The sequence below is a fragment of the Pseudomonas sp. Irchel 3H3 genome, from assembly GCF_900187635.1.
In the GTDB taxonomy this organism is placed as follows: domain Bacteria; phylum Pseudomonadota; class Gammaproteobacteria; order Pseudomonadales; family Pseudomonadaceae; genus Aquipseudomonas.
The window spans coordinates 227,882-250,105 of sequence record NZ_FYEC01000004.1; the positions used below are offsets into that span (position 1 = coordinate 227,882).

Genomic DNA, 22,224 nt, shown 5'->3' on the forward strand with positions numbered 1-22,224 from the left:
CCTGGTGATCAGGATCGATCACAGGGAGGTAGGAACCGTGCGGATGACGGTAGCGGGTGCACAGGGCGGTGTGACTTTGATTGAAGTGATGGTGGCCTTGCTGATTCTGACTGCAGGGTTGCTAGGGGCGGCGGCGGTTCAGCTCAATGCCTTGAAATACACCGACAGCTCGCTGATGAGCAGCCAGGCGAGTTTTATTGCCTACGACATGCTGGACCGGATTCGCGCCAATGTGGCGGCTGACTACAGTCTCCCTGCGCCGATATCGGGCCCTGTGGTGTCGGCGCGGAATCAAGACCTGGCGGATTTCCACAGCTATATCCGCGAGTTCGGTGGCTCTAGCGCCCGCGGCAGTATCAGCCACGCCCAAGGGCTGTACAGCATCACCATTACCTGGGATGACGCACGCGCCGCCGGTATTGCGGATACCCGGCGTAGCCTGGTCTTGAGCAGTCGTGTCGCGGTCGAACCGCTGGGGGCGCCATGAGCTGCAGGTGCCGGGGGTTCAGCCTGATCGAGCTGCTACTAGCGTTAGCCATCAGCCTGGCGGTAGTGCTGGGTGTGACGCAGATCTTCATGGCGGCGAACAACACCTACCGCGCGCAGAACGCAGCGGCCGGCATGCAGGAAGATGCGCGTTTTGTCTTGAGCAAGTTGCTGCAGGAGATTCGCATGGTCGGTGTGTTCGGTTGCCTGCAAAACATCACCGATGCCAGTGAAAGCGGGGATTTCAGTGCTGGCCGCAACGCACCGATCAAATGGGACAACACCTTGAAAAAGCTCAGCCTGGTCACCGCGGACGTTGGCGGCAATGGCGGCGTGCCGACCTGGACGGTAGTGTCGGACTGTCGCACCCGGGCCACTGCCTACAGCAAGCGACAGAGCCCGGCAGCGGGAGAAATTGCCTTAGCGATTCGCCGCCTGGATTACCGCCTGCGTGATGACGAAATCCTGCTGACGGCAGGTGACAGCACGCAGGCCCTGGTCAGCAACGTCAAGGCCTTTGCCGTGAGTTTCGGTCTGGCCGACAGTGCCAGCGGTACAGCAGTTTCCAGTTACAGCTCGAACCCCGGCGACCCGGCGCGGATCCGCAGCGTACGCTTGACCCTGACTCTGGCAGATCCCGGCCAGCGCGTGCGCGATCAAACCTTCAATGTCGTGGCCAGCTTGCGTAACCGCTTGCCTTAGGAGGCGCTGATGACGTCTCTCAAGGCAAGAGCCCAGTCGGGCATGGCGCTGTTGCTGAGCCTGGTATTCCTCTCGCTGTTGACTCTGATCGGGGTTGCGGCGATGCAGAACGCCACACTCCAGGAAAAACTGGCGGCAAGCCTGGTCGCGCGCAATCAGTCATTCCAGGGGGCGGAGGCGGCCCTGCGGATTGGCGAGAGTGCCGTGCAGCGTAGCAGCTACTTATTGCCGGAGTGCGCTGGGGGGATACGCTGCGGGCCGCCGGCCGAATCCTCGGTAGTCACCTCGGCCGGGTTCAACGCCACGTCCGGGGTGACCTGGATCGCCGCCGCCAATGGCGTTTATGGGGTGCAGAGCCTGGGCAGTATCACGGGGGCGGTGCGGGTTCCGGTGGATACCAGGGCCACGCTGTATCGGGTCAGCGCAGTGGGGCTGGGTGGCCATTCACGTACGGTGGTGGAGAGTATTTATGCCAAGATCGAGAGCGAAGCCGCTGCGATCGGCGGTAAGATGCTCGGCACCTGCTTGGCTGGGGAGACCCTCGGCGACGGCAGGTCCTGCGCGGTTGAAAACAGCGATGGCGGCAGCCGTCGAATCATGTGGCGACAAATACAGTAAGTGAGACTTGAGGCAATGCGTAGATTCAACCAAGGCTTTACCCTGATCGAAATCATGATTGTGATCGCGATCATCGGCATTGTGGTGACCATATCCGCTCCGCTGCTCACCGAGTACGTGAAAAAGACCCACCGTAGCGAGATCGCAGGGCTGCTGTCAGAGCAGGCGCAGTTGCTTGAGCGGTTCCACTCCCAAAACAATGTCTACAGCAATGCCACGGGACTGAGTGCCGGTAACGAGTACTACAGCATCGTCCCGACCCTGGCGGATCAAAGCTTCCTGCTGACGGCCGTGCGTAAGTCTGACGCCAGCATGGCCAGCGACAAATGTGGCGATCTCACGCTGAGCAACACCGGTGTGATGGGCATGAACAATGCGGCAGCCGAGCTGACCAGCAAAGATTGCTGGGGCCGCTGAGGCGCTTTTTCGGGGTGCGGCTTGCACCCCCTGTCTTTTTTACTGTTGGATCAGATGATGGCCAAGCAAGAGCAAGTGGTGATTGTCGGCGGCGGAGTGATCGGCCTGCTGACGGCGTTTAATCTGGCGCCCCATGTAGAGCGGGTGATCCTGCTGGATCGTTCCAGTCTTGGCCAGGAATCTTCCTGGGCGGGCGGCGGTATCGTTTCGCCGCTGTATCCATGGCGCTACAGTCCGGCAGTCACGGCCTTGGCTCATTGGTCCCAGGACTTTTATCCACAGTTGGCCGAGCGCTTGTTCGCCGCCACCGGGGTCGACCCTGAGGTTCATACCACGGGCTTGTACTGGCTGGACCTGGAGGACGAAGCCGAGGCGCTGGCCTGGGCGCAGCGGGAGAATCGCCCGCTCAGTGCTGTGGATATCTCGGCCGCTCACGACCACGTGTCCGTGTTGGGGTCAGGTTTTTCTCGGGCGATCTACATGGCAGATGTGGCCAACGTGCGTAACCCGCGCCTGGTCAAATCACTCAAGGCGGCATTGCTGGCGCTGCCCAACGTGACCGTTCACGAACAGTGCGAGGTCAGCGGCTTCATTCGCCAGGGTGAGCGAGTGCTGGGAGTCGAGAGTTCCAGCGGCCCGATCCTGGGTGATCAGGTGGTGCTGACCGCAGGTGCCTGGAGTGGAGATCTGCTCAAGACCCTGGGCCTGGTTTTGCCGGTGGAACCGGTGAAAGGCCAGATGATTCTCTACAAGTGTGAAGCGGACTTTCTCTCGAGCATGGTTCTGGCCAAGGGCCGTTACGCCATTCCACGTCGCGACGGCCACATTCTGATCGGCAGCACCCTGGAGCACGAAGGGTTCGACAAGACGCCGACCGAGACTGCGCTGGAAAGCCTCAAGGCTTCGGCAGTGGAGTTGATTCCAGCGCTCGCACGGGCCGAAGTGGTTGGGCATTGGGCGGGCCTGCGTCCCGGTTCACCAGAGGGTGTTCCCTATATTGGTGCGGTGCCGGGGGTTGGCGGGTTGTGGCTCAACTGTGGGCACTACCGCAATGGCCTGGTACTCGCGCCCGCTTCCTGCCAGCTGTTCGCCGATGTGTTGCTGGGACGCGAGCCAGTGATCGATCCGGCCCCCTATGCGCCGGCCGGCCGAATCTGAGGCTGCGCTTCACTCCAGGCCGAGCTTTTTCAACCGGTAACGCAGGGAGCGAAACGACAGGCCCAAGCGCTGGGCGGCTGCCGTGCGGTTCCAGCGGGTTTGTTCCAGGGCCAGGAGAATCACCCGGCGCTCGATCTCCTCCAGGTAATGCTGGAGGTTGTCGACCTGCTTCAGGTCGCAGAGAGGGGCGTCCTCACTGGCACTAGCGCTGCCATCGGCTTGGATCAGCCGCAAGTCAGTGGTTCCTATCTGCTGGTTTTCACACAGTGTGTGGGCGCGTTCGAGCATGTTTTCCAGTTCGCGGACGTTACCCGGAAAACCATAGCCCTTGAGGGCCTCCAGGGCTTGCGGCAGCAGGTGTGCGAGGGGCGCGCCCGTGTCGGCGGCCAGGCGTTTGAGCATCTGGGTGGCCAGCAGCTCTATGTCACCGCGGCACTCGCGTAACGGCGGCACGCGCAGCTCGATCACGTTCAGCCGATAGTACAGGTCCTGACGAAAACGTCCGGCGCTGACTTCTGCGTCCAGGTTCTTGTGCGTGGCACAGAGTATTCGCGTATCAATCAGGCTTTCGTGCAACTGACCGATGCTGCGCACGGCCTTTTCCTGGATGGCCCTGAGCAGTTTGACCTGCATGCCCAGGGGCAGGTCCGCGACTTCATCAAGGAACAGGGTCCCTGCATTCGCTGCCTGGAATAACCCGGGTTTGTCTTCGATGGCGCCGCTGAAGCTGCCTTTGCGGTGACCGAAAAATTCGCTTTCCATCAGGTCCGTCGGGATGGCCCCGCAGTTGACGGGGATGAAAGGCTGGCTGGCGCGTGGGCCTTGATCGTGAATCAGCCGGGCAACCAGCTCTTTGCCACTACCTGATTCGCCGCTGATGTACACCGCAGCCTGGCTTTGGGCCAGTTTGTCGATCTGCTGGCGCAGGCTACGGATGGGCAGCGAATCACCCAGCAGGCGCCGGAGCCGGCAGGGGGGAGCCGGAATATGCTGGGAAGTCTTCAACGTCGTGTCCGTCCGTGGGCTAACGTTTGTCGCCGCTACTTGAGTAGCGGCAGGTAATGCCTCAACGATCCCGCGAGCTTGGGCCTTGCTCAAGGTGGCCCTGGCTGCAATACCACTGTTGCTGCAGGCTCAGGGCGCGGTCGCGTGGCAGGTGAACACCGCAGTGGGCGCAACGGACCATGGGTGGGGCATTTTGCTCGCTGGGTGTCGGGCGGGAGGCGTCGGCGGGGCGCTTGAACTTGCGCCAGAACCATACCGCAGCAGCAATCAGGGCAATCCAGAACAGTAAACGAAGCATGGTCAGCGGCTTTTTGGGAGGATGATTGGGCAGTTTAGCCAAGGTCTCATCCAGCGCACAGCGCTATAAAATCCGGAAATAAAAAAGGAGACTCGAAAGTCTCCTTTTGTGTACCTGGCGGGTATCAGTCGAACACGCCGAAGGTCATGTAGCTGAACCAGGAGCGGTCGTCGTTGCTGCCTTCCGCTTCGTGTTGCTCTTCTTCGACAGCATCGCCGTCTTGTGGCTTGAGCTCGGCCGGGATGGAGTCCTTGGCATCCTGATACTGCTTCATGATGTCCTGGTTGGCGCGGGTTTCACCCGGCGGCAGCGGCGGACGGGACTCGATCAGGCCCAAGGTGGCCTTGCTGGCCCACGAACGGTTGTCGGCTTCGGCAACCCGTGGCACGAACTGACCGTCCACCAGGCTTGAGTGATTCGGGTAGTTCAGCTTCAGGGTTTCCAGGCTGGTATTGGCCAACTCGTCCAGGTGCAGGCGCTGGTAGGCTTCGACCATCACGGCCAAGCCATCACCGACCGACGGTGTTTCCTGGAAGTTTTCCACCACGTAGCGACCGCGGTTGGCCGCTGCGACATAGGCCTGACGGGTCAGGTAGTAGTCGGCAACGTGGATTTCGTAGGAGGCCAGCAGGTTGCGCAGGTAGATCATGCGCTGCTTGGCGTCCGGCGCGTAGCGGCTGTTGGGGTAGCGGCTGGTGAGCTGGGCGAATTCGTTGTACGAGTCGCGGGCTGCACCTGGGTCACGCTTGGTCATGTCCAGCGGCAGGAAGCGCGCCAGCAGGCCAACATCCTGGTCAAACGAGGTCAGGCCCTTGAGGTAATAGGCATAGTCGACGTTCGGGTGCTGGGGGTGCAGGCGGATGAAGCGCTCGGCAGCCGACTTGGCAGCCTCGGGCTCGGCGTTCTTGTAGTTCGCATAAATCAGTTCGAGTTGAGCCTGGTCCGCATAGCGACCGAAGGGATAACGCGACTCCAGGGCCTTCAGCTTGGCTGTGGCCGCGGTGTAGCTGTTGTTGTCCAGATCGGTCTGAGCCTGCTGGTACAGCTCGACTTCGCTGAGGTTTTCGTCTACGACTTCCTTCGACGAGCAAGCAGCGGTCAATGCGAGGATGGCGATCAGCAGCAGGTGTTTCACTTGCATGGCGGCTTGCGTCCCTATGACGGCCGCTGTCTTGGGCGGGGCCGTCCTGTTATGATGAGTGCCCCGTTGAATAGCCTCGGGGCAAAAGACGCCGTATTTAACCACAAGCGCGCAGCCGAAACCAAAGGCTGTGCCGACGCCTAGTCTGAGCATGTCCGATAAAATTGAACTTCGCGCAGAGGTGCCGTCCGAATTGGGCGGCCAACGCCTCGATCAAGTCGCCGCACAATTATTCGCTGAGCACTCGCGCTCGCGCCTTTCCGCCTGGATCAAAGACGGCCGCCTGACTGTGGATGGGGCGGTTATCCGCCCGCGAGACATTGTCCATGGTGGCGCCATCCTTGAGTTGACCGCCGAGCAGGAAGCTCAGGGCGAATGGATCGCTCAAGACATCGCCCTGGACATCGTCTATGAAGATGACGACATCCTGGTGATCAACAAGCCTGCCGGCCTGGTGGTGCATCCTGCCGCCGGTCACGCCGACGGCACGTTGCTCAACGCCTTGCTGCACCACGTGCCGGACATCATCAATGTTCCGCGCGCTGGTATCGTGCACCGTCTGGACAAGGACACCACCGGTTTGATGGTGGTGGCCAAGACCATTCAGGCGCAGACGCAACTGGTTACACAGTTGCAGAGCCGCAGTGTCAGCCGGATCTACGAGTGCATCGTGATTGGTGTGGTCACCGCCGGCGGCAAGATCAACGCGCCGATCGGTCGTCACGGCCAGCAGCGCCAGCGCATGGCGGTGATGGAAGGCGGCAAGCAGGCGGTCAGCCACTACCGTGTGCTCGAGCGTTTCCGCTCCCACACCCACGTGCGGGTCAAGCTGGAAACCGGTCGAACCCACCAGATTCGGGTGCACATGGCCCACATCAACTTCCCGTTGGTCGGAGACCCTGCCTACGGCGGTCGCTTCCGTATCCCGCCGGCTGCCAGTGTGACCATGGTCGAGTCGCTGAAACACTTCCCGCGTCAGGCGCTGCATGCGCGTTTCCTGGAACTGGATCATCCGACCACCGGCAAGCGCATGAGCTGGGAATCGCCACTACCGGAAGATTTCGTCTGGTTGCTGACGCTGCTCAAGCAGGACCGTGAGGCGTTCATCGGATGAGTGACTGGCTGATTCCTGACTGGCCGCTGCCTGCCGGGGTCAAAGCCTGTGTCACCACCCGTGCGGGCGGCGTCAGCCTGACGCCGTTCGACAGCCTCAACCTGGGCGATCATGTCGATGACAGCCCTGCGGCAGTGGCCGAGAATCGCCGGCGCCTGACGGATCACTTTGCGATACAACCGGCCTGGTTACAGCAGGTGCACGGTGTTGCCGTGGCTCACGCTGACCCGGCCCTGGTCGCGACCGCGGACGCCAGCTGGACGGCCACGCCTGGCATCGCCTGCACGGTGATGACGGCCGATTGCCTGCCTGTGTTGTTCTGTGATCGTGCCGGTAGCCGTGTTGCGGCAGCTCATGCCGGCTGGCGCGGATTAGCCGCAGGCGTGCTGGAGGCGACGCTCGACAGCCTCGCCGTGGATCCGGCGCAAGTGCTGGTCTGGCTCGGTCCGGCCATTGGCCCGAGGGCCTTTGAAGTGGGTCCGGAAGTTCGCGAAGTGTTCATCGCGCAACTTGCAGAAACACATCAGGCTTTTGTGCCCAGTCATAATGCTGGCAAGTACCTGGCCGACATCTACCTGCTGGCGCGCTTGCGCCTCAAAGCCCGCGGCGTCAACGCCGTGTACGGTGGCGGCTGGTGTACCGTGACCGACCCACGCTTCTTTTCCTACCGCCGTGCGCCACGCACCGGCCGGTTTGCCTCCCTGATCTGGCTCGAACGCTAGACTCTCCTGACCTGCATCAACTGCACGACGCTTGAATCTTCCAGAATCGACCGCATCTAGTGGGGTATCTGGCAGGTTTCTCTATTTAGGTGTGTCCATCGCTCCGGCCTGCTCAAAAGGAAGGTGACCAATGCGTATAGACCGTTTAACCAGCAAATTGCAGTTAGCCTTATCCGATGCCCAATCCCTGGCCGTTGGCCTCGATCATCCGGGCATTGAACCTGCGCACCTGATGCAAGCACTGCTTGAACAGCAGGGTGGCTCGATCAAGCCGCTGCTGATGCAAGTGGGCTTCGACGTCAACAGCCTGCGCAGCGCGTTGAGCAAAGAGCTCGACCAATTGCCAAAAATCCAGAATCCGACTGGCGACGTGAACATGTCGCAGGACCTCGCGCGCCTGCTCAACCAGGCCGATCGCCTGGCCCAGCAAAAAGGTGATCAGTTCATCTCCAGCGAGCTGGTGCTGCTCGCCGCCATGGACGAGAACAGCAAACTCGGCAAGTTGCTGCTCGGCCAGGGCGTGAGCAAGAAAGCCCTGGAGAATGCGATCACCAACCTGCGTGGTGGTGAAGCAGTGAACGACCCGAATGCCGAGGAATCGCGCCAGGCGCTGGATAAATACACGGTCGACCTGACCAAGCGCGCCGAAGACGGCAAGCTCGATCCGGTGATCGGTCGTGATGACGAAATTCGCCGGACCATCCAGGTCCTGCAGCGCCGGACCAAAAACAACCCGGTGCTGATCGGTGAGCCGGGTGTGGGTAAAACCGCGATTGCCGAAGGCCTGGCCCAGCGCATCATCAATGGTGAGGTGCCAGACGGCCTGCGTGGCAAGCGCCTGCTGTCGCTGGATATGGGCGCGCTGATTGCCGGTGCCAAGTACCGTGGCGAGTTTGAAGAACGCCTCAAAGGCCTGCTCAACGAACTGTCGAAGCAGGAAGGGCAGATCATTCTTTTCATCGACGAACTGCACACCATGGTCGGCGCCGGTAAAGGCGAAGGCTCGATGGATGCCGGTAACATGCTCAAGCCGGCCCTCGCCCGGGGTGAGCTGCACTGCGTCGGCGCGACCACGCTCAACGAGTACCGTCAATATATAGAGAAGGACGCGGCCCTGGAGCGACGCTTCCAGAAAGTCCTGGTGGATGAGCCAAGCGAGGAAGACACCATCGCTATCCTGCGTGGCCTGAAAGAGCGCTACGAGGTTCACCACAAGGTGGCGATCACGGACGGTGCGATCATTGCGGCGGCCAAGCTGAGCCATCGCTATATCACCGACCGGCAGTTGCCGGACAAGGCCATCGACCTGATCGACGAAGCGGCCAGCCGCATTCGCATGGAAATCGACTCCAAGCCCGAAGTGCTGGATCGCCTGGAGCGGCGCCTGATTCAACTCAAGGTCGAATCCCAGGCCCTGAAGAAAGAAGATGACGAAGCGGCGATCAAGCGCCTGGAAAAACTCCAGGAAGAGATTGTCCGGTTGGAACGCGAGTATTCCGACCTGGAGGAAATCTGGACCTCGGAGAAAGCGGAAGTGCAGGGTTCTGCGCAGATCCAGCAGAAAATCGAGCAGTCGCGCCAGGAACTGGAAACTGCCCGCCGCAAAGGTGACCTGAATCGCATGGCCGAGTTGCAGTACGGGGTGATCCCGGACCTGGAGCGCAGCCTGCAAATGGTCGACCAGCATGGCAAGAGCGAAAACCAGTTGCTGCGCAGCAAGGTGACTGAAGAAGAAATTGCCGAAGTCGTGTCGAAATGGACCGGTATCCCGGTGTCGAAAATGCTCGAGGGTGAGCGCGACAAGCTGATGAAGATGGAAAGCCTGTTGCACCAACGTGTGATCGGCCAGAACGAAGCCGTGGTGGCTGTGGCCAACGCGGTGCGGCGTTCGCGCGCCGGGTTGTCCGACCCTAACCGCCCAAGTGGTTCGTTCATGTTCCTCGGCCCGACTGGCGTGGGCAAGACCGAGCTGTGCAAGGCGCTGGCCGAGTTCCTGTTTGATACGGAAGAGTCGATGGTGCGCATCGACATGTCCGAGTTCATGGAGAAACATTCCGTGGCGCGGCTGATCGGGGCACCACCAGGCTACGTGGGTTACGAGGAGGGCGGTTACCTGACCGAAGCGGTACGTCGCAAGCCGTACTCGGTGATCCTCCTGGACGAGGTCGAGAAGGCCCACCCGGATGTGTTCAACGTATTGCTGCAAGTGCTGGAAGACGGTCGCCTGACCGACAGTCACGGACGCACCGTGGATTTCCGTAATACGGTGATCGTCATGACGTCGAACCTGGGCTCGGTACAGATCCAGGAACTGGTGGGTGATCGTGAGGCGCAACGTGCCGCGGTGATGGATGCGGTGTCGACACACTTCCGTCCGGAGTTCATCAACCGGATCGACGAAGTGGTGATCTTCGAGCCTCTGGCCCGTGATCAGATTGCCGGCATCACTGAAATCCAGTTGGGCCGCCTGGGCAGCCGTCTGGCTGAGCGTGAGCTGAAGCTGGAACTGAGCAGCGAAGCGTTGGATAAGTTGATCGCGGTGGGTTACGACCCGGTCTATGGCGCACGGCCGCTCAAACGAGCGATCCAGCGCTGGATCGAAAACCCGCTGGCCCAGCTAATTCTGTCGGGCAGCTTCCTGCCAGGCACCAGCGTAACGGCCACCGTGGTGAACGACGAAATCGTGTTCAACTGAGGCGTAATTGCCGTAAAAGAGCAGAGGCCCCGCATTGCGGGGCCTTTTTTTTCACAGGGTGTTGAACTGTAAGGAAAAGGCTTGTAAAGTGCGCCCCGCAGTAAGTCGCCCCAAGGGTTTCCACTCCCCAAGTAGAAATCTGAAATAAGTTGCAAATCATTGTCTTGAAAGCAATTTAGGGGGTTGACAGAGGTGTTTAAGGTTGTAGAATAGCGCGCCTCAGACACACGAACGCAGCAATGCGAACGGGTCGAAGAGAACGCAGTAAAGCTTCAAATGTTGTGATTGAAATATGTAGTTCCGTGATAGCTCAGTCGGTAGAGCAAATGACTGTTAATCATTGGGTCCCAGGTTCGAGTCCTGGTCACGGAGCCAATTTCAAACCGGGGTATAGCGCAGTCCGGTAGCGCGCCTGCTTTGGGAGCAGGATGTCAGGAGTTCGAATCCCCTTACCCCGACCATTTTTGGGTCGTTAGCTCAGTTGGTAGAGCAGTTGGCTTTTAACCAATTGGTCGTAGGTTCGAATCCCACACGACCCACCATTTTTGAAACCAGTTAACGCTGGAATCGAATCTTAAGATCAGAGGCCAAAAGCGCTGATCGAAGAAGGCGACTTGTAAAGGTCGCCTTTTTTTTACCGGGGTATAGCGCAGTCCGGTAGCGCGCCTGCTTTGGGAGCAGGATGTCAGGAGTTCGAATCCCCTTACCCCGACCATATTAAAAATCCTCGTATCGAAAGATACGGGGATTTTTTTTGCCTGCACAAAATCCCGACGTGCCGCAGACCTCTAATGTGGGAGCGGGCTTGCCCGCGAAAGCGGTATATCAGTCACAGTCGATGTTGAATGTGCTGCCGTTATCGCGAGCAAGCGTTACATCGGGTCCTCAGTGCAATTTCAGGCGGGGCTCGGTGCCGCGTCCAATCTTGCTGCCCAGCATCAGCATCGCCGTGCGGAACGGCCCGTACAGCGCTACTTGGTGCATGCGGTACAGCGACACGTAGAACATCCGCGCCAGCCAGCCCTCCAGCATCACGCTGCCCGTCAGGTTGCCCATCAAGTTACCCACAGCCGAAAACCGCGACAGCGAGATCAACGATCCGTAATCGGTGTACTTGTAGGACGGCAGTGGTTTGCCTTCGATCCGCAGTTTCAACGATTTGGCCAGTAGCGAAGCCTGCTGGTGCGCAGCCTGGGCACGCGGCGGCACGTTGCGATCAGTCCCGGGTTGCGGGCAGGCGGCGCAATCACCGAAGGCGAAGATGTTCTCGTCGCGGGTGGTCTGCAGGGTCGGCAATACCTGCAGCTGGTTGATGCGGTTGGTTTCCAGGCCGTCGATATCCTTGAGGAAACCCGGGGCGCGGATCCCGGCCGCCCAGACTTTCAGGCTGGCTTTGATTACATTGCCATCGGCGGTGATCAGGCTATCGGCCGTCACTTCGCTGACCGCCGCGTTGGTCATGACATTGACCCCAAGTTTCTCCAGGGTTTTATGCACAGGACCGCCGATCCGGTCCGGCAGGGCCGGCAGCACTCGGGGACCAGCCTCGATCAGGGTGATGTGCATGTTTTCCGGCTTGATCCGGTCCAGGCCGTAGGCGGCCAGTTCATGGGCCGCGTTGTGCAGTTCGGCGGCCAACTCGACACCGGTGGCGCCAGCGCCGACGATGGCCACGCTGATTTGCTCGACCTTATCGGTCTGTCCGGCATGGGCACGCAGGTAATGGTTGAGCAGTTGCTGGTGGAAACGCTCGGCCTGTTTGCGGGTGTCGAGGAACAGGCAGTGCTGGGCCGCGCCCAGGGTGCCGAAGTCGTTGGTGGTGCTGCCTACCGAGATTACCAGCGAGTCGTAGGACACTTCACGAGCCGGTACCAGCTCCAGGCCGGCTTCGTCGTAGGTAGCGGCCAGCTGGATTTTCTTCTGCGCGCGATCGAGCCCGCTCATGCGCCCCAGTTGGAACTCGAAGTGGTTCCATTTGGCCTGGGCGACATAGTTGAGTTCGTCTTCGGAAGAGTTCAGCGAACCGGCGGCCACTTCATGCAGCAGCGGTTTCCAGATGTGGGTCAGGTTGGCGTCGACCAGCATCACACTGGCCGTGCCACGCTTGCCCAGAGTCTTACCCAGACGGGTAGCCAACTCCAGACCGCCGGCGCCGCCGCCAACGATGACAATACGATGAGTCATGGGGATATCTCGCAAGGCTAAAGGAAATCGGTGCAGTTAACCGAGCGAGCGCCACGCAGCTCATAGCGTCAGGTAACTGATAAAACGGCTCAGCAGGCCCAGGCCAATGGTCACCGCCAGGACTATCACCAGGAGCATCCACGGCCGAAAAGGCCGGCGCTCGACTTGGTGCTGGGACAGGTGCAGGTACTCTTCGACATGCTGTTGGTCGTCTGGGTTCAGGCGGCTGGTCATATCAAGGCCTCGTCAGGTAGATAGACGTTGCTAAAGGTGTAGAAGCTACAGCGCACGGCCAAGTCAGCCGCCAGTATTGAAGGGAGCATAGCCGCTCACTGGCACGGGCTCGACACACAGCCTGTCATCCAGGCGAATGATGCCACTTTGTATCACCCGCGCGGTAATCCCGCCATGGCCGCGCACGGCCTGGAAAGTCCCTGGGCCGAGGTTCTGTTCGAGCCTGGCGCAGGGCTGGCACCAGCCCGTGGTTTCGAAGATGGCCTGGCCAATTCGGAAGCGCCGGCCCTTGAGGCTGAACAGATTGATCCCGCTGACCACAATATTGCGGCGCAAGTCCTGGGGTTGGATCGGCTGGTCTGCAGGGCGTTCCATCAAGGAACTGATCACGGCCAGGTGTTCCCACTGGATCAGCGTGACCTGCCGCGCATTGCGCACCCCGGGCCGCGCATGATCGCCCGTCAGGCCGGCCTCCAGGCGTGCTTCCACGGCATCGAGCGCGAGCATCGGCCCGCGCGATTGCGGGCGCACGCCCAGCCAACGCACGCGGCCTTGCTGGGGTACCGCGGCAATCAGCTCCTGCAACGGGCTCACAGGCTGATCCCGACGTCGAAGACGATACTGCGCCCCAGGTTACTGCGCAGGAAGTCCGGCGCGTCGGGATGGGCGAAGAGCACGCGGGCGAAGGTCGGGCCTACCAGTGAGAGCGAGCGCCAGCCCTGGCGCAGGTATTCGGTGGGGGGTGGGAAATGGCTGTTGAGGTCCAGCACTTCACGCTTGAGGCTGGCGAAAGCGATGATGTCCAGTTCACCCAGGTCCATGCCACGTTCTTTGTAGTTGTGCGCTTTTTTGCGCAGGGTCGGCGCCAGCCTGAGTAAAAACTCGTTGGCCGGAATCCGCTTGGGCTTGGCCTCGCGGCGCACCAACTGGCTCAGGGAGAACGCGCTGCGTCGGCGCTGCAGTTCATCGCGCCACTCGTCATTGAGCCGCCGACCTTCGTCGAGAACGAAGAACACTTCGAAATTGGCCTCGCGAAACAGCACGTCGGGCGGCTCGCCGGCGGGGCTGAACTCGTCGGCGCGGTAAGGAATGTTCAAGCCCTGCAACAGGCGCTGGCACACCCAACGCTCACGCTCCCATTTGCGGGCATTGGAGAGGAACGCGTTGGCCTGCTCGGCCGCGATGGTCAGCAGGCGTAAATAATCTGAATCATCCATAGGCCAAGCTTAGCGTTCAAATGCGTTCACAAAGAACACAATTTGTCGGACAGGCGCAAACTTTTGCATTCCCGTAAGCCTGGCTGGCGGGATGTCCTGGCGCGGCCGTGACTATGCGCGGGGCGGCTACCAGCTCATGCGCATGCCCAGATTGCCGGAGACGCCGTCCAGGTCGTTGCTGTCCAGATGGGTGTTGTAGTCGGCCCCCATGTAAACGCTGACACTCGAAGACAGCTTCGCCACCAGGCCCACGCCCAGATCCGCAGATGAAGACTCATGCTCGCTCTTGATCCGATCGATGTCGTCATAGGTGACGGTGTCGTAACCGCCGAAAGTTTTCCACAGGTTGGCCCGCAGATAGGGCTCGAGCGGGATGTCCTGTGCCACGAACCGCCCCTTGAGGCGGGCACCGAGGCGGCCGGTCCAGTAGTCCTGGGAGTCGAATGCGACATTGGAGATGCCATCGTTCTGCGAGTCCAGGTCAATTTGCTGGTTGATCACCTGCACCTGGGGCTCCAGCACCCAGTCTTGCGCGACGGCGATCGGGTATCCAGCCTCCACGGACAGCGCCAGCGCATGGCCATCGGTGTCGATCTTGACACCGCGATCGGAGCGGTTGTCGCCGTCCAGGCTCGACCACATCGCTACGGTATCGAGGTACCAGCCGCTGGGGTCGACCAGGGTCCAGTAGGCGCCTACCTGATCGCCGTCGAGCTTGACCCGGCCCGAGCGTCGATCCTCGAAGCCTTCGGCAAACCCATCGACGTCGCCTTGCAGATGACTGTGGCCGACAAAAAAACCGAAGCGTTGCAACTGTCCGCCGCTGGTCTGCGAGGCATACAGGTCATGGCCAATCTGAAAGCCCTGGAGCGAGCCGTCAAAGCTCGGGGCCACAGTGCCGGACCAGCTTTTTTGCAGATTACTGCCATACATACGGCCCCAGCCAGCAGGGACGGCGCCGGTTTCGCTCAGCAGGTTTTGCTCGCCCTGACGATCATGGAAGGTGCCCAAGGCTTGCATCGTCAGCAACTGGGCGGCGGGGAGGACCACGGAATACACCGGGACTTCCAGGCGATACAGGGGAATCGGATCGGCGCCGGCCACGGCCGTGGGGATCGGCGGCGTGCTGATGGCCGGTGTCGGCGAGGTCTGGGCCAGGGTTTGTGGCGGCGGCACCGGGTTCGGCTCGACGGGGGCTACTGGCCGCGCGGTCGGCGGTTCGACGGCGGGCTCATCCGGGTCAACCTCGGGCGCAGGCTGCTCGATCGGTGGCGGGGCCGGTGGCACCACCGGTGGGACAACTACGGGTGGAACGGTCGGCGGCGGCACTGCCACCACCGATGAGCGCAGGTACCAGTTGTTCTCGGAGCCTGCGGTGACCCCGCCCTTGAACAGGTAGTACTGATAGGCACCGGCAGACAGCGAGCCCTTCAAGGCAAAGGCATCGCTGCTGCTGGTGGCGCCGTTCTGGGCCTGCACCACCGCGATCCCGTTCTGGCGGGTCAAACCGCCCAGGCCACCGAGGTTGGTGATGCCCAGTTGGGTGTTACCACTGAGGGTGCCTTGGGACACCACCAGCTTGTCACTGGCAGAGTTGTCGGTACCCAGCACGGTTTGCAGCAACAGTTGCCCGTTGTTGCCAACGTAGTTGCCATGGACGGTCAGTGCATCGCTGGCACTGCTGCTGCCGTTGGTCATGTCGATGATTCCGGCGTTGCTCAGTGTCGTCCGTTGGCCGGCGGTGTAGGGGCGGATAGCGCCTTGGGTCACGGCTAGGGTACTGCTGCCGTCAATGGCAAATATGCCCGTGGCGCTGGCGCTGTCTCCGAGGAAAAAATCCCCCGCCAGGGTAAAGTGCGAGCGGTTGCCCAGGCTCACTGACTCCCAGCCGACATAACGTGCGGCGCCTGCTGAGGTGCTGTTGTCGAAGCTCAGGCGGTCAGTGCCCAGCCCACCGTCCACGGAGGGGGTGGAGGCGAGTGTGTTCTCGGAGAGATTGCTCAACAGGGCACTGTCGTCGCCGTCACCCATGAGGATGGCGGAGTTGATCTGTCCGCCGTTGCCCCAGGTGAAGCGGTCGTTGCCAGCGCTGGCGCGGATCTGCCCGGCAATCACCCCGCCAGAAACGCTGATGATGTCATCGCCGCCGCTGGTGCTGATGTTGCCGCCGATCGAGCCCGCTGACACGGTGATGGTATCCCGGCCAAACGCGGTGACCAGGTTGCCGATAATCCGCCCCCCCGACATATCAAAAATGTTGTTATCGAGTTTCATGTCGACGCGGCCGATGGTGCCCCCGGTCATCGTCGCCACATCGCCATCCTCGAAGGCCCCGACGATGGTGCCCGCGGTCATCAGAAAACGATCTCGACCGTCGCCCTGGGCCAGCGACTGGATCTGCCCGCCGGTCATTTTGAACTCATCGATGCCGTTGCCCTGGTAGACCGCGCCAGTGATCTGTCCGGCGTTGATCTCCAGGGAGTCGCTGCCATCGCCCTGGTCCAGCGAGCCGGCAATGGTGCCGGAATCCATCAACACCCGGTCCGCTCCGGCGCCGAACGTGACGTCGCCATTGATCGCGCCGGAGCCGTTGGCCGGGAAGGTCAGGGAGTTGTTGCCCAGGGTGTCGGTGAGTGGACCGCTGGCGCCACTGGCGCACGTATGGCCGGTATCACCGGTGCCGGGGAGCAGGGTACAAGCCGCCTCGACGACGGGACTGGCGAGCAGCAAGAGGGAGGTGCACGACAGGAGCGTGCTAAGCCTTGGATGAAGGTGCATGACAGTGTCCCTACTGAAGGAGTGATGGCATCGTCCTGATGGTTTAAGGCCTGGCTTCACCCATGTTCACGCTTCACTGCAGCCGTTGCCCTAACGCGCTGAAAACTGATTCATCAGTCAGGTACAAGGTGTAGACGGTTAATTTCGCCAGTGTGGCTTTTTTCGACCAGCGGGCTGTCACTGCTCCCGGCCTTGATCCCTGGGATGTTCTGCAATCCACTCGCTGCACAAAATGGATAGCGATCTGCGCAAAGCGGATATTGCCGCGCCACTGGCCTCTCTACCCTCGGTGATACGCACGCTTACCCCGTGACCGATGCTCTTAAAAAAACAACAACAAGAGACAGATGCCATGCGCAAGATCGACGTACATGAGCTGATCGACAACGCTCGTTTCAACCGCTTCCACTGGATGGTGCTGTTCTGGTGTGCCCTGATCATCATCTTCGATGGCTACGATCTGGTGATCTACGGCGTGGTCCTGCCGATGCTGATGAAAGAGTGGGGGCTGAGTCCTTTGCAGGCCGGTGCCCTGGGCAGTTACGCGCTGTTCGGGATGATGTTCGGCGCGCTGTTTTTCGGCCCGCTGTCGGACCGGATCGGCCGCAAGAAAGCCATTACCCTGTGTGTGATCCTGTTCAGCGGTTTCACCGTGCTCAACGGGTTTGCCCGCAACCCGACGGAGTTCGGGATCTGCCGGTTCATCGCTGGGCTGGGCATCGGCGGGGTCATGCCCAACGTGGTGGCGCTGATGAACGAATACGCGCCGAAAAAAATCCGCAGCACCCTGGTGGCGATCATGTTCAGCGGCTACTCGGTCGGCGGCATGCTGTCGGCCGGGCTGGGGATTGTGTTGATCCCGAGTTTTGGCTGGCAGTCGGTGTTCTACGTCGCGGTGCTGCCGTTGTTGATGCTGCCGCTGATCATGTACTTCTTGCCTGAGTCGGTGGGTTTCATGCTGCGCCAGGGGCGCAATGAAGAGGCACGCAAGGTCCTCGAGCGAGTGGAGCCGACGTACGTTGGGCACAGCAGCGATCAACTGCAGATGAGCGAAGTGAAGGGCACGGGAACCCCGGTGCTGCAGTTGTTTCGCGAAGGTCGGGCGCTGCGCACGCTGATGCTGTGGCTGGCATTTTTCTGCTGCCTGTTGATGGTTTATGCCTTGAGTTCCTGGCTGCCGAAGCTGATGGCCAACGCTGGCTATAGTCTGGGCTCGAGCCTGTCGTTCCTGCTGGTGCTGAACTTCGGCGCAATCTTCGGCGCCGTCGGTGGCGGCGTGCTGGGCGACAAGCTGAACCTGCCGCGGGTGTTGGCGGTGTTCTTCGCCATGGCGGCGGTGTCGATCACCTTGCTCGGTTTCAACAGCCCGATGCCTTTGCTGTACCTGCTGATCGCCATTGCCGGTGCCACCACCATCGGTTCGCAGATCCTGCTGTACGCCTGCGCCGCACAGTTCTACTCCATGACGATCCGCTCCACCGGCTTGGGCTGGGCCTCCGGTATCGGTCGCAACGGTGCTATTGTCGGTCCATTGCTCGGTGGTGCCCTGCTGGGGATCAACTTGCCGTTGCAACTCAACTTCATGGCGTTTGCCCTGCCGGGTGCGGTAGCTGCCATTGCCATGACCGTGTTTGCCATCAGTAACCAGCGCAGCGCATCGAGCGCTACCAGCGCGCTGTCGCCATCGGGTGCCTGAAGCATGAAAGGGCTATTGCGGGACTTTTCGCTGTCGGCGGCAGTCGCCGGTTTTATTGCCACGGTGATTTCCTATGCCGGCCCCCTGGTGATCATTTTCCAGGCGGCCGACGCCGCCCATCTGTCGCGCGAGGTGCTGTCGTCCTGGGTCTGGGCGATTTCCATTGGCAGTGCGCTGTTGGGCATCGGCTTGAGTCTGCGCTACCGCGTGCCGGTGATCATCGCCTGGTCGGCGCCGGGATCGGCGCTGCTGGTGGCGCTGTTACCGGGGATCAGCATGCCGGAAGCGGTGGGGGCGTATCTGGTCAGCAGCCTGATCATCTTTTTGATCGGGGTCTCGGGCGCGTTCGACCGGATCATCAGCAAGCTGCCGGCCGCCATTGCCGCAGCCATGCTGGCGGGGATTCTGTTCAGCTTCGGCACCGGTCTGTTCGTGTCGTTGCAGGGCAAGCCGTGGCTGGTGCTGGCGATGTTTGCCACCTACCTGATGTGCAAGCGCCTGATGCCGCGTTACGCGGTGTTGATGGTGCTGCTGGTGGGTTGCTCCATGGCCTTGCTCGCCGGGGACCTGCGGGTCGACGCACTGGTGATCGGCCTGGCTACGCCGGTCTGGATAACCCCGCAATTCAGCCTGAGCGCGACCTTGAACATCGCGTTGCCGCTGGTGATGGTGGCACTGACGGGGCAGTTTGTCCCCGGCATGGCGGTGCTGCGAGCCAGCGGTTATTCGACCCCCGCCAGCCCGATCATCGCCAGCAGCGCGTTGGGTACGGCGTTGCTCGCACCCTTTGGCTGCCACGGTTTGAACCTGGCGGCGATCACCGCGGCGATCTGCACCGGCCGTGAATCTCACGAGGACCCAGGCAAGCGGTATGTCGCCGGGGTCGTCGGCGGCTTGTGTTACCTGGTGCTGGGGATCTTCGGCGCAACCCTGGTCTCGCTGTTTTCGGCCTTTCCCAAAGAGCTGATCGCGGCCCTCGCCGGGCTGGCGCTGTTCGGGGCGATTGCCGGGGCATTGGCGGGTGCGATGGCGGTGCCCAACGATCGCGAAGCGGCGCTGGTGACCTTTCTGGCGACGGCCTCGGGGATGTCGCTGTTCGGTTTGTCCGCCGCGTTCTGGGGACTGATCTTCGGCATGCTCACCCACCTGCTGTTGAACGCGCGCCGCGCCGCTCCAGGGGCCAAGGCAACGCCCGCCCCGGAGTCTGTGCGCTGACCGCACTGGACTGATTCCTACCCGCTTGACCTTCCCCCGCAGCGCCAGTGCTGCGGGCGGATCACTGCACCCTGTCGATCAATAACAATAAGAGCAAAACGATGAAACAGACTCTCGCCACAACCGCTTCGCTGTTGTCCCTGACGCTCGTCTCGGGTTTTTCCGACCGTGCGCTGGCCGCCGACAATAGCTTGGTAAAAGACACCACTGCGACCTTGCAGGCGCGCAATTATTATTTCAGCCGCGACTTCTCGGACATCGTCGGCGCCAATCAGCAGTCCAAGGCCGAGGAGTGGGCCCAGGGCTTCATTTTCAACCTCAAGTCCGGCTACACCCCGGGTACCCTCGGGGTGGGCGTGGATGTCATCGGCCTACTGGGCCTCAAGCTCGACAGCAGCCCGGACCGGGTTAACACTGGCCTGCTACCGGTGCAGGACGATGGCCGCGCGGCCAATGACTACAGTCGCCTGGGCGCGGCGCTGAAAGTGCGTTACTCGAAAACCGAATTCAAGGTCGGCGAGCTGCAACCCAACCTGCCGGTGCTGGCCTTCAGCGACATCCGCTTGCTGCCACCCAGTTACCAGGGGGCGAGCATCAGCTCCAGCGAACTCAATGGCCTGACCGTACAGGGCGGTCACCTGAACTCCACCAGCCTGCGCAACGAGTCCGGCGATGAAAAGATGCAGGCCATGCTGGGGCATGTGCCACAGCGCCAGGTCAGCAGCGACGGCTTCAACTTTGCCGGGGCCGACTACGCGTTCAATGACAAGCGCAGCTCGCTCAGTGCCTGGTACGGGCAACTGGAAGATATCTACAACCAACGCTTTCTCGGGCTCAAACACAGTGAGCCGCTAGGGGACTGGACCTTGGGCGCGAACCTGGGCTACTACGATTCGAAGCAAGACGGCAAACAGCTGCTGGGCAATATCGACAACCAGGCGTTCTTCTCCCTGCTGTCGGCCAAACGTGGTGGCCACACCTTCTACCTCGGTTACCAGGGCATGTTTGGTGACAGTGCCTTCCCACGCGTCTTTGCCAATATCTCGCCACTGGGCAACGAGGTGCCCACCTACGAGTTTGCCTACACCGACGAACGGTCCTGGCAGGTACGTTACGACTATGACTTTGCGGCGCTCGGTGTGCCCGGGCTGACCAGTACCGTGCGTTACATCACCGGCAATAATGTCGACACCGGCAAAGGCTATGAAGGCAAGGATCGCGAGCGCGACCTGGATCTGGGTTACGTGCTGCAGAGCGGCAGCCTCAAGGGCCTGGGGATTCGAGTGCGCAATGCGATGGCGCGGTCCAACTACCGCAGTGACATCGACGAAAACCGCCTGATCCTCAGTTACACCTGGACCCTGTTATGAGCCGCTGCAGTCGCCCATGACCTGGTAAGACACCCGGTGGGTCTGGCCCTGGTGGTCGACATAGACCATGCTCGCCGGCACCACGCCGCAACCGCTGGCAGTGTCGGAGACTGAAACCACCTTGGCAATGTCCAGCGGCTGCGCGGGGTCGTAGGGAGTGGCAGGCGGTTCGTTACCGGCGGCCATGGCCGAGGTGGCAACCAGGGCCAGCAACAGGCTGATCAGGCTTTTCATCTTGCGGTACTCCGTGTGGATCTCGATACCTGAAGTTTAGTCTTCGCCGGCCGCTGAAAAAGGGGGTAAAACCGGATGCAGTGTTGCAGGAAACGTAACAGTCGCCGCCCTGGCAGGGCCCTTGGCTTTACGCCAGGGGGCAGCAGGGCGGTGTAGACTGATGGCCTGTTCGGTTTCGCCAAGGAGTCTGACGTGAAGGTCTGTGCAATAGGGTGGATGGAGGCCGCGGCATGATCGGTGCCGAACTGCTGTCACCGTTCACCCTCACGGTAGGGTGGTTGCTCTACGTGCCGGTGTTGCTCTGGGCCATCGCGCGCGCGCCCTGGGTCGAACTGTTCAGCGACAGCCGACGCCAGCACCTGCTGTTCGGCACGGTGTTCGCATTGTTCCTGCTCTGGCTGGTGCGGCGCGACTTCGACACCGGTGTGTCCTATCACTTCATCGGCATGACCGCCGTGACCCTGCTGCTCGACTGGCCGCTGGCGATCGTCGGCGGGCTGGTCGCCCAGGTCGGCCTGGTGTTGCTGGGGCGCCAGGACCTGGCGGCGATGGGGGTCAACGGTGCCTTGCTGATCCTGCTGCCGGTGCTGGTCACCGAAGGCTGCGCATTGCTGGTGGAGCGCGCGCAACCGCGTAATCCGTTTGTGTATATCTTTTGCTCGGGGTTTTTTGCCGCCGCCTTGTCTGCGCTGCTCTGCCTGTTGCTGGCGTTGGGCGTGCTGTGGTTCGACGAGCGTTTTGCACTGCCGGAATGGCTCGAGGATTTTGTCGGCTACCTGTGGCTGATCATCTTTCCCGAAGCCTTTATCAACGGCATGGTGATCAGCGCCCTGGTGGTGTTCTGCCCCGAGTGGCTGGAGACCTTCAACCGCACCCGTTACCTGTCGGCGCCGTGGAAGGACGATGACAAGTCTTGATCCTTATCAACAGGTCGCTGGAC

The 22,224-nt window shown here is 61.2% G+C and carries 19 protein-coding genes, 4 tRNA genes and 2 pseudogenes; 16 read left to right on the forward strand and 9 right to left on the reverse strand.

Translation table 11 applies throughout. The annotated features are described in order from the left end of the window. Positions 1-37 precede the first annotated feature (37 nt). The 5 genes and pseudogenes from pilV (at position 38) to thiO (ending at position 3,381) form a co-directional block, all read left to right on the forward strand. Positions 38-487 (forward strand): type IV pilus modification protein PilV, encoded by a 450-nt coding sequence (pilV, locus tag CKW24_RS07255; protein ID WP_371917573.1) that lies wholly within the window; start codon positions 38-40, stop codon positions 485-487. Beyond that, positions 484-1,188: a PilW family protein gene (locus CKW24_RS07260; protein WP_095166511.1), complete on the forward strand. Its 705-nt coding sequence runs from the start codon at positions 484-486 to the stop codon at positions 1,186-1,188. The genes pilV and CKW24_RS07260 overlap by 4 nt, the downstream gene beginning before the upstream one ends. Before the next feature lie 9 nt (positions 1,189-1,197). Beyond that, a pseudogene (locus CKW24_RS07265) lies at positions 1,198-1,665 on the forward strand (PilX N-terminal domain-containing pilus assembly protein); the annotation flags it as partial. 156 nt (positions 1,666-1,821) lie between these two features. Next, positions 1,822-2,223: a type IV pilin protein gene (locus CKW24_RS07270; RefSeq protein ID WP_095166512.1), complete on the forward strand. Its 402-nt coding sequence runs from the start codon at positions 1,822-1,824 to the stop codon at positions 2,221-2,223. Between the two features lie 57 nt (positions 2,224-2,280). After that, complete coding sequence (thiO, locus tag CKW24_RS07275; RefSeq protein WP_095166514.1) at positions 2,281-3,381, forward strand: glycine oxidase ThiO; 1,101 nt, start codon at positions 2,281-2,283, stop codon at positions 3,379-3,381. A gap of 9 nt (positions 3,382-3,390) precedes the next feature. Here the strand turns inward: thiO and CKW24_RS07280 are convergent. The 3 genes and pseudogenes from CKW24_RS07280 to CKW24_RS07290 form a co-directional block, all read right to left on the reverse strand. Beyond that, positions 3,391-4,344, reverse strand: a pseudogene (locus CKW24_RS07280) (sigma-54 interaction domain-containing protein); the annotation flags it as partial. Positions 4,345-4,447: 103 nt separating this feature from the next. Then, complete coding sequence (locus CKW24_RS07285; RefSeq protein ID WP_095166631.1) at positions 4,448-4,684, reverse strand: PP0621 family protein; 237 nt, start codon at positions 4,682-4,684, stop codon at positions 4,448-4,450. A gap of 124 nt (positions 4,685-4,808) precedes the next feature. Beyond that, the gene (locus CKW24_RS07290) at positions 4,809-5,825 is read right to left on the reverse strand and encodes an outer membrane protein assembly factor BamD (protein ID WP_095166515.1); all 1,017 of its coding nucleotides are present in this window, start codon (positions 5,823-5,825) and stop codon (positions 4,809-4,811) included. 151 nt (positions 5,826-5,976) lie between these two features. Here CKW24_RS07290 and rluD point away from each other — a divergent pair, with 151 nt between their 5' ends. From rluD to CKW24_RS07325, 7 genes are all read left to right on the forward strand, one after another. Beyond that, the gene (gene rluD / locus CKW24_RS07295) at positions 5,977-6,939 is read left to right on the forward strand and encodes a 23S rRNA pseudouridine(1911/1915/1917) synthase RluD (RefSeq protein WP_095166517.1); all 963 of its coding nucleotides are present in this window, start codon (positions 5,977-5,979) and stop codon (positions 6,937-6,939) included. Then, the gene (pgeF, locus tag CKW24_RS07300; RefSeq protein ID WP_095166519.1) at positions 6,936-7,661 is read left to right on the forward strand and encodes a peptidoglycan editing factor PgeF; all 726 of its coding nucleotides are present in this window, start codon (positions 6,936-6,938) and stop codon (positions 7,659-7,661) included. Before rluD ends, pgeF begins: the two co-directional genes overlap by 4 nt. A 130-nt stretch (positions 7,662-7,791) precedes the next feature. After that, positions 7,792-10,356, forward strand: coding sequence for an ATP-dependent chaperone ClpB (gene clpB / locus CKW24_RS07305; RefSeq protein ID WP_095166521.1), 2,565 nt, complete (start codon positions 7,792-7,794; stop codon positions 10,354-10,356). Positions 10,357-10,655: 299 nt separating this feature from the next. Next, positions 10,656-10,731, forward strand: a tRNA-Asn gene (locus tag CKW24_RS07310). A 9-nt stretch (positions 10,732-10,740) separates the two neighbouring features. Next, positions 10,741-10,817, forward strand: a tRNA-Pro gene (locus tag CKW24_RS07315). 5 nt (positions 10,818-10,822) lie between these two features. Then, positions 10,823-10,898 (forward strand) — tRNA-Lys (locus CKW24_RS07320). 96 nt (positions 10,899-10,994) lie between these two features. After that, a tRNA-Pro gene (locus tag CKW24_RS07325) sits at positions 10,995-11,071 on the forward strand. Positions 11,072-11,241: 170 nt separating this feature from the next. Here CKW24_RS07325 and CKW24_RS07330 read toward each other — a convergent pair. From CKW24_RS07330 to CKW24_RS07350, 5 genes are all read right to left on the reverse strand, one after another. Continuing rightward, positions 11,242-12,540: an NAD(P)/FAD-dependent oxidoreductase gene (locus tag CKW24_RS07330; RefSeq protein WP_095166523.1), complete on the reverse strand. Its 1,299-nt coding sequence runs from the start codon at positions 12,538-12,540 to the stop codon at positions 11,242-11,244. A gap of 60 nt (positions 12,541-12,600) precedes the next feature. Beyond that, complete coding sequence (locus CKW24_RS07335) at positions 12,601-12,774, reverse strand: DUF3094 domain-containing protein (RefSeq protein WP_095166525.1); 174 nt, start codon at positions 12,772-12,774, stop codon at positions 12,601-12,603. Between the two features lie 63 nt (positions 12,775-12,837). After that, positions 12,838-13,368, reverse strand: a complete 531-nt coding sequence (locus CKW24_RS07340; RefSeq protein WP_095166527.1) for an MOSC domain-containing protein — start codon at positions 13,366-13,368, stop codon at positions 12,838-12,840. Then, positions 13,365-13,991, reverse strand: coding sequence for a DUF1780 domain-containing protein (locus tag CKW24_RS07345; RefSeq protein ID WP_095166529.1), 627 nt, complete (start codon positions 13,989-13,991; stop codon positions 13,365-13,367). The genes CKW24_RS07340 and CKW24_RS07345 overlap by 4 nt, the downstream gene beginning before the upstream one ends. A 126-nt stretch (positions 13,992-14,117) precedes the next feature. After that, on the reverse strand, positions 14,118-16,769 hold the full coding sequence (locus tag CKW24_RS07350) for an autotransporter outer membrane beta-barrel domain-containing protein (protein WP_095166531.1): 2,652 nt from the start codon (positions 16,767-16,769) through the stop codon (positions 14,118-14,120). Positions 16,770-17,121: 352 nt separating this feature from the next. Here CKW24_RS07350 and CKW24_RS07355 point away from each other — a divergent pair, with 352 nt between their 5' ends. The 3 genes from CKW24_RS07355 to CKW24_RS07365 all read left to right on the forward strand — a co-directional run bounded on the left by CKW24_RS07355 (position 17,122) and on the right by CKW24_RS07365 (position 21,050). After that, complete coding sequence (locus tag CKW24_RS07355) at positions 17,122-18,465, forward strand: aromatic acid/H+ symport family MFS transporter (RefSeq protein WP_095166533.1); 1,344 nt, start codon at positions 17,122-17,124, stop codon at positions 18,463-18,465. Between the two features lie 3 nt (positions 18,466-18,468). Continuing rightward, entirely contained in the window at positions 18,469-19,680 is a 1,212-nt protein-coding gene (locus CKW24_RS07360) for a benzoate/H(+) symporter BenE family transporter (protein ID WP_095166535.1), read from the forward strand. Between the two features lie 101 nt (positions 19,681-19,781). Next, on the forward strand, positions 19,782-21,050 hold the full coding sequence (locus CKW24_RS07365; protein WP_095166537.1) for an OprD family porin: 1,269 nt from the start codon (positions 19,782-19,784) through the stop codon (positions 21,048-21,050). On the opposite strand, the gene CKW24_RS07370 is transcribed toward CKW24_RS07365, so the two are convergent. Next, positions 21,045-21,284 carry a DUF2790 domain-containing protein gene (locus CKW24_RS07370; protein ID WP_095166538.1) on the reverse strand — a complete coding sequence of 80 codons (240 nt, stop codon included), beginning with the start codon at positions 21,282-21,284 and terminating at the stop codon, positions 21,045-21,047. The genes CKW24_RS07365 and CKW24_RS07370 overlap by 6 nt on opposite strands. Before the next feature lie 230 nt (positions 21,285-21,514). Between CKW24_RS07370 and CKW24_RS07375 the strand changes: the two genes are divergently transcribed. Continuing rightward, complete coding sequence (locus CKW24_RS07375) at positions 21,515-22,201, forward strand: energy-coupling factor ABC transporter permease (RefSeq protein WP_095166540.1); 687 nt, start codon at positions 21,515-21,517, stop codon at positions 22,199-22,201. The last annotated feature ends 23 nt before the right edge of the window (positions 22,202-22,224 follow it).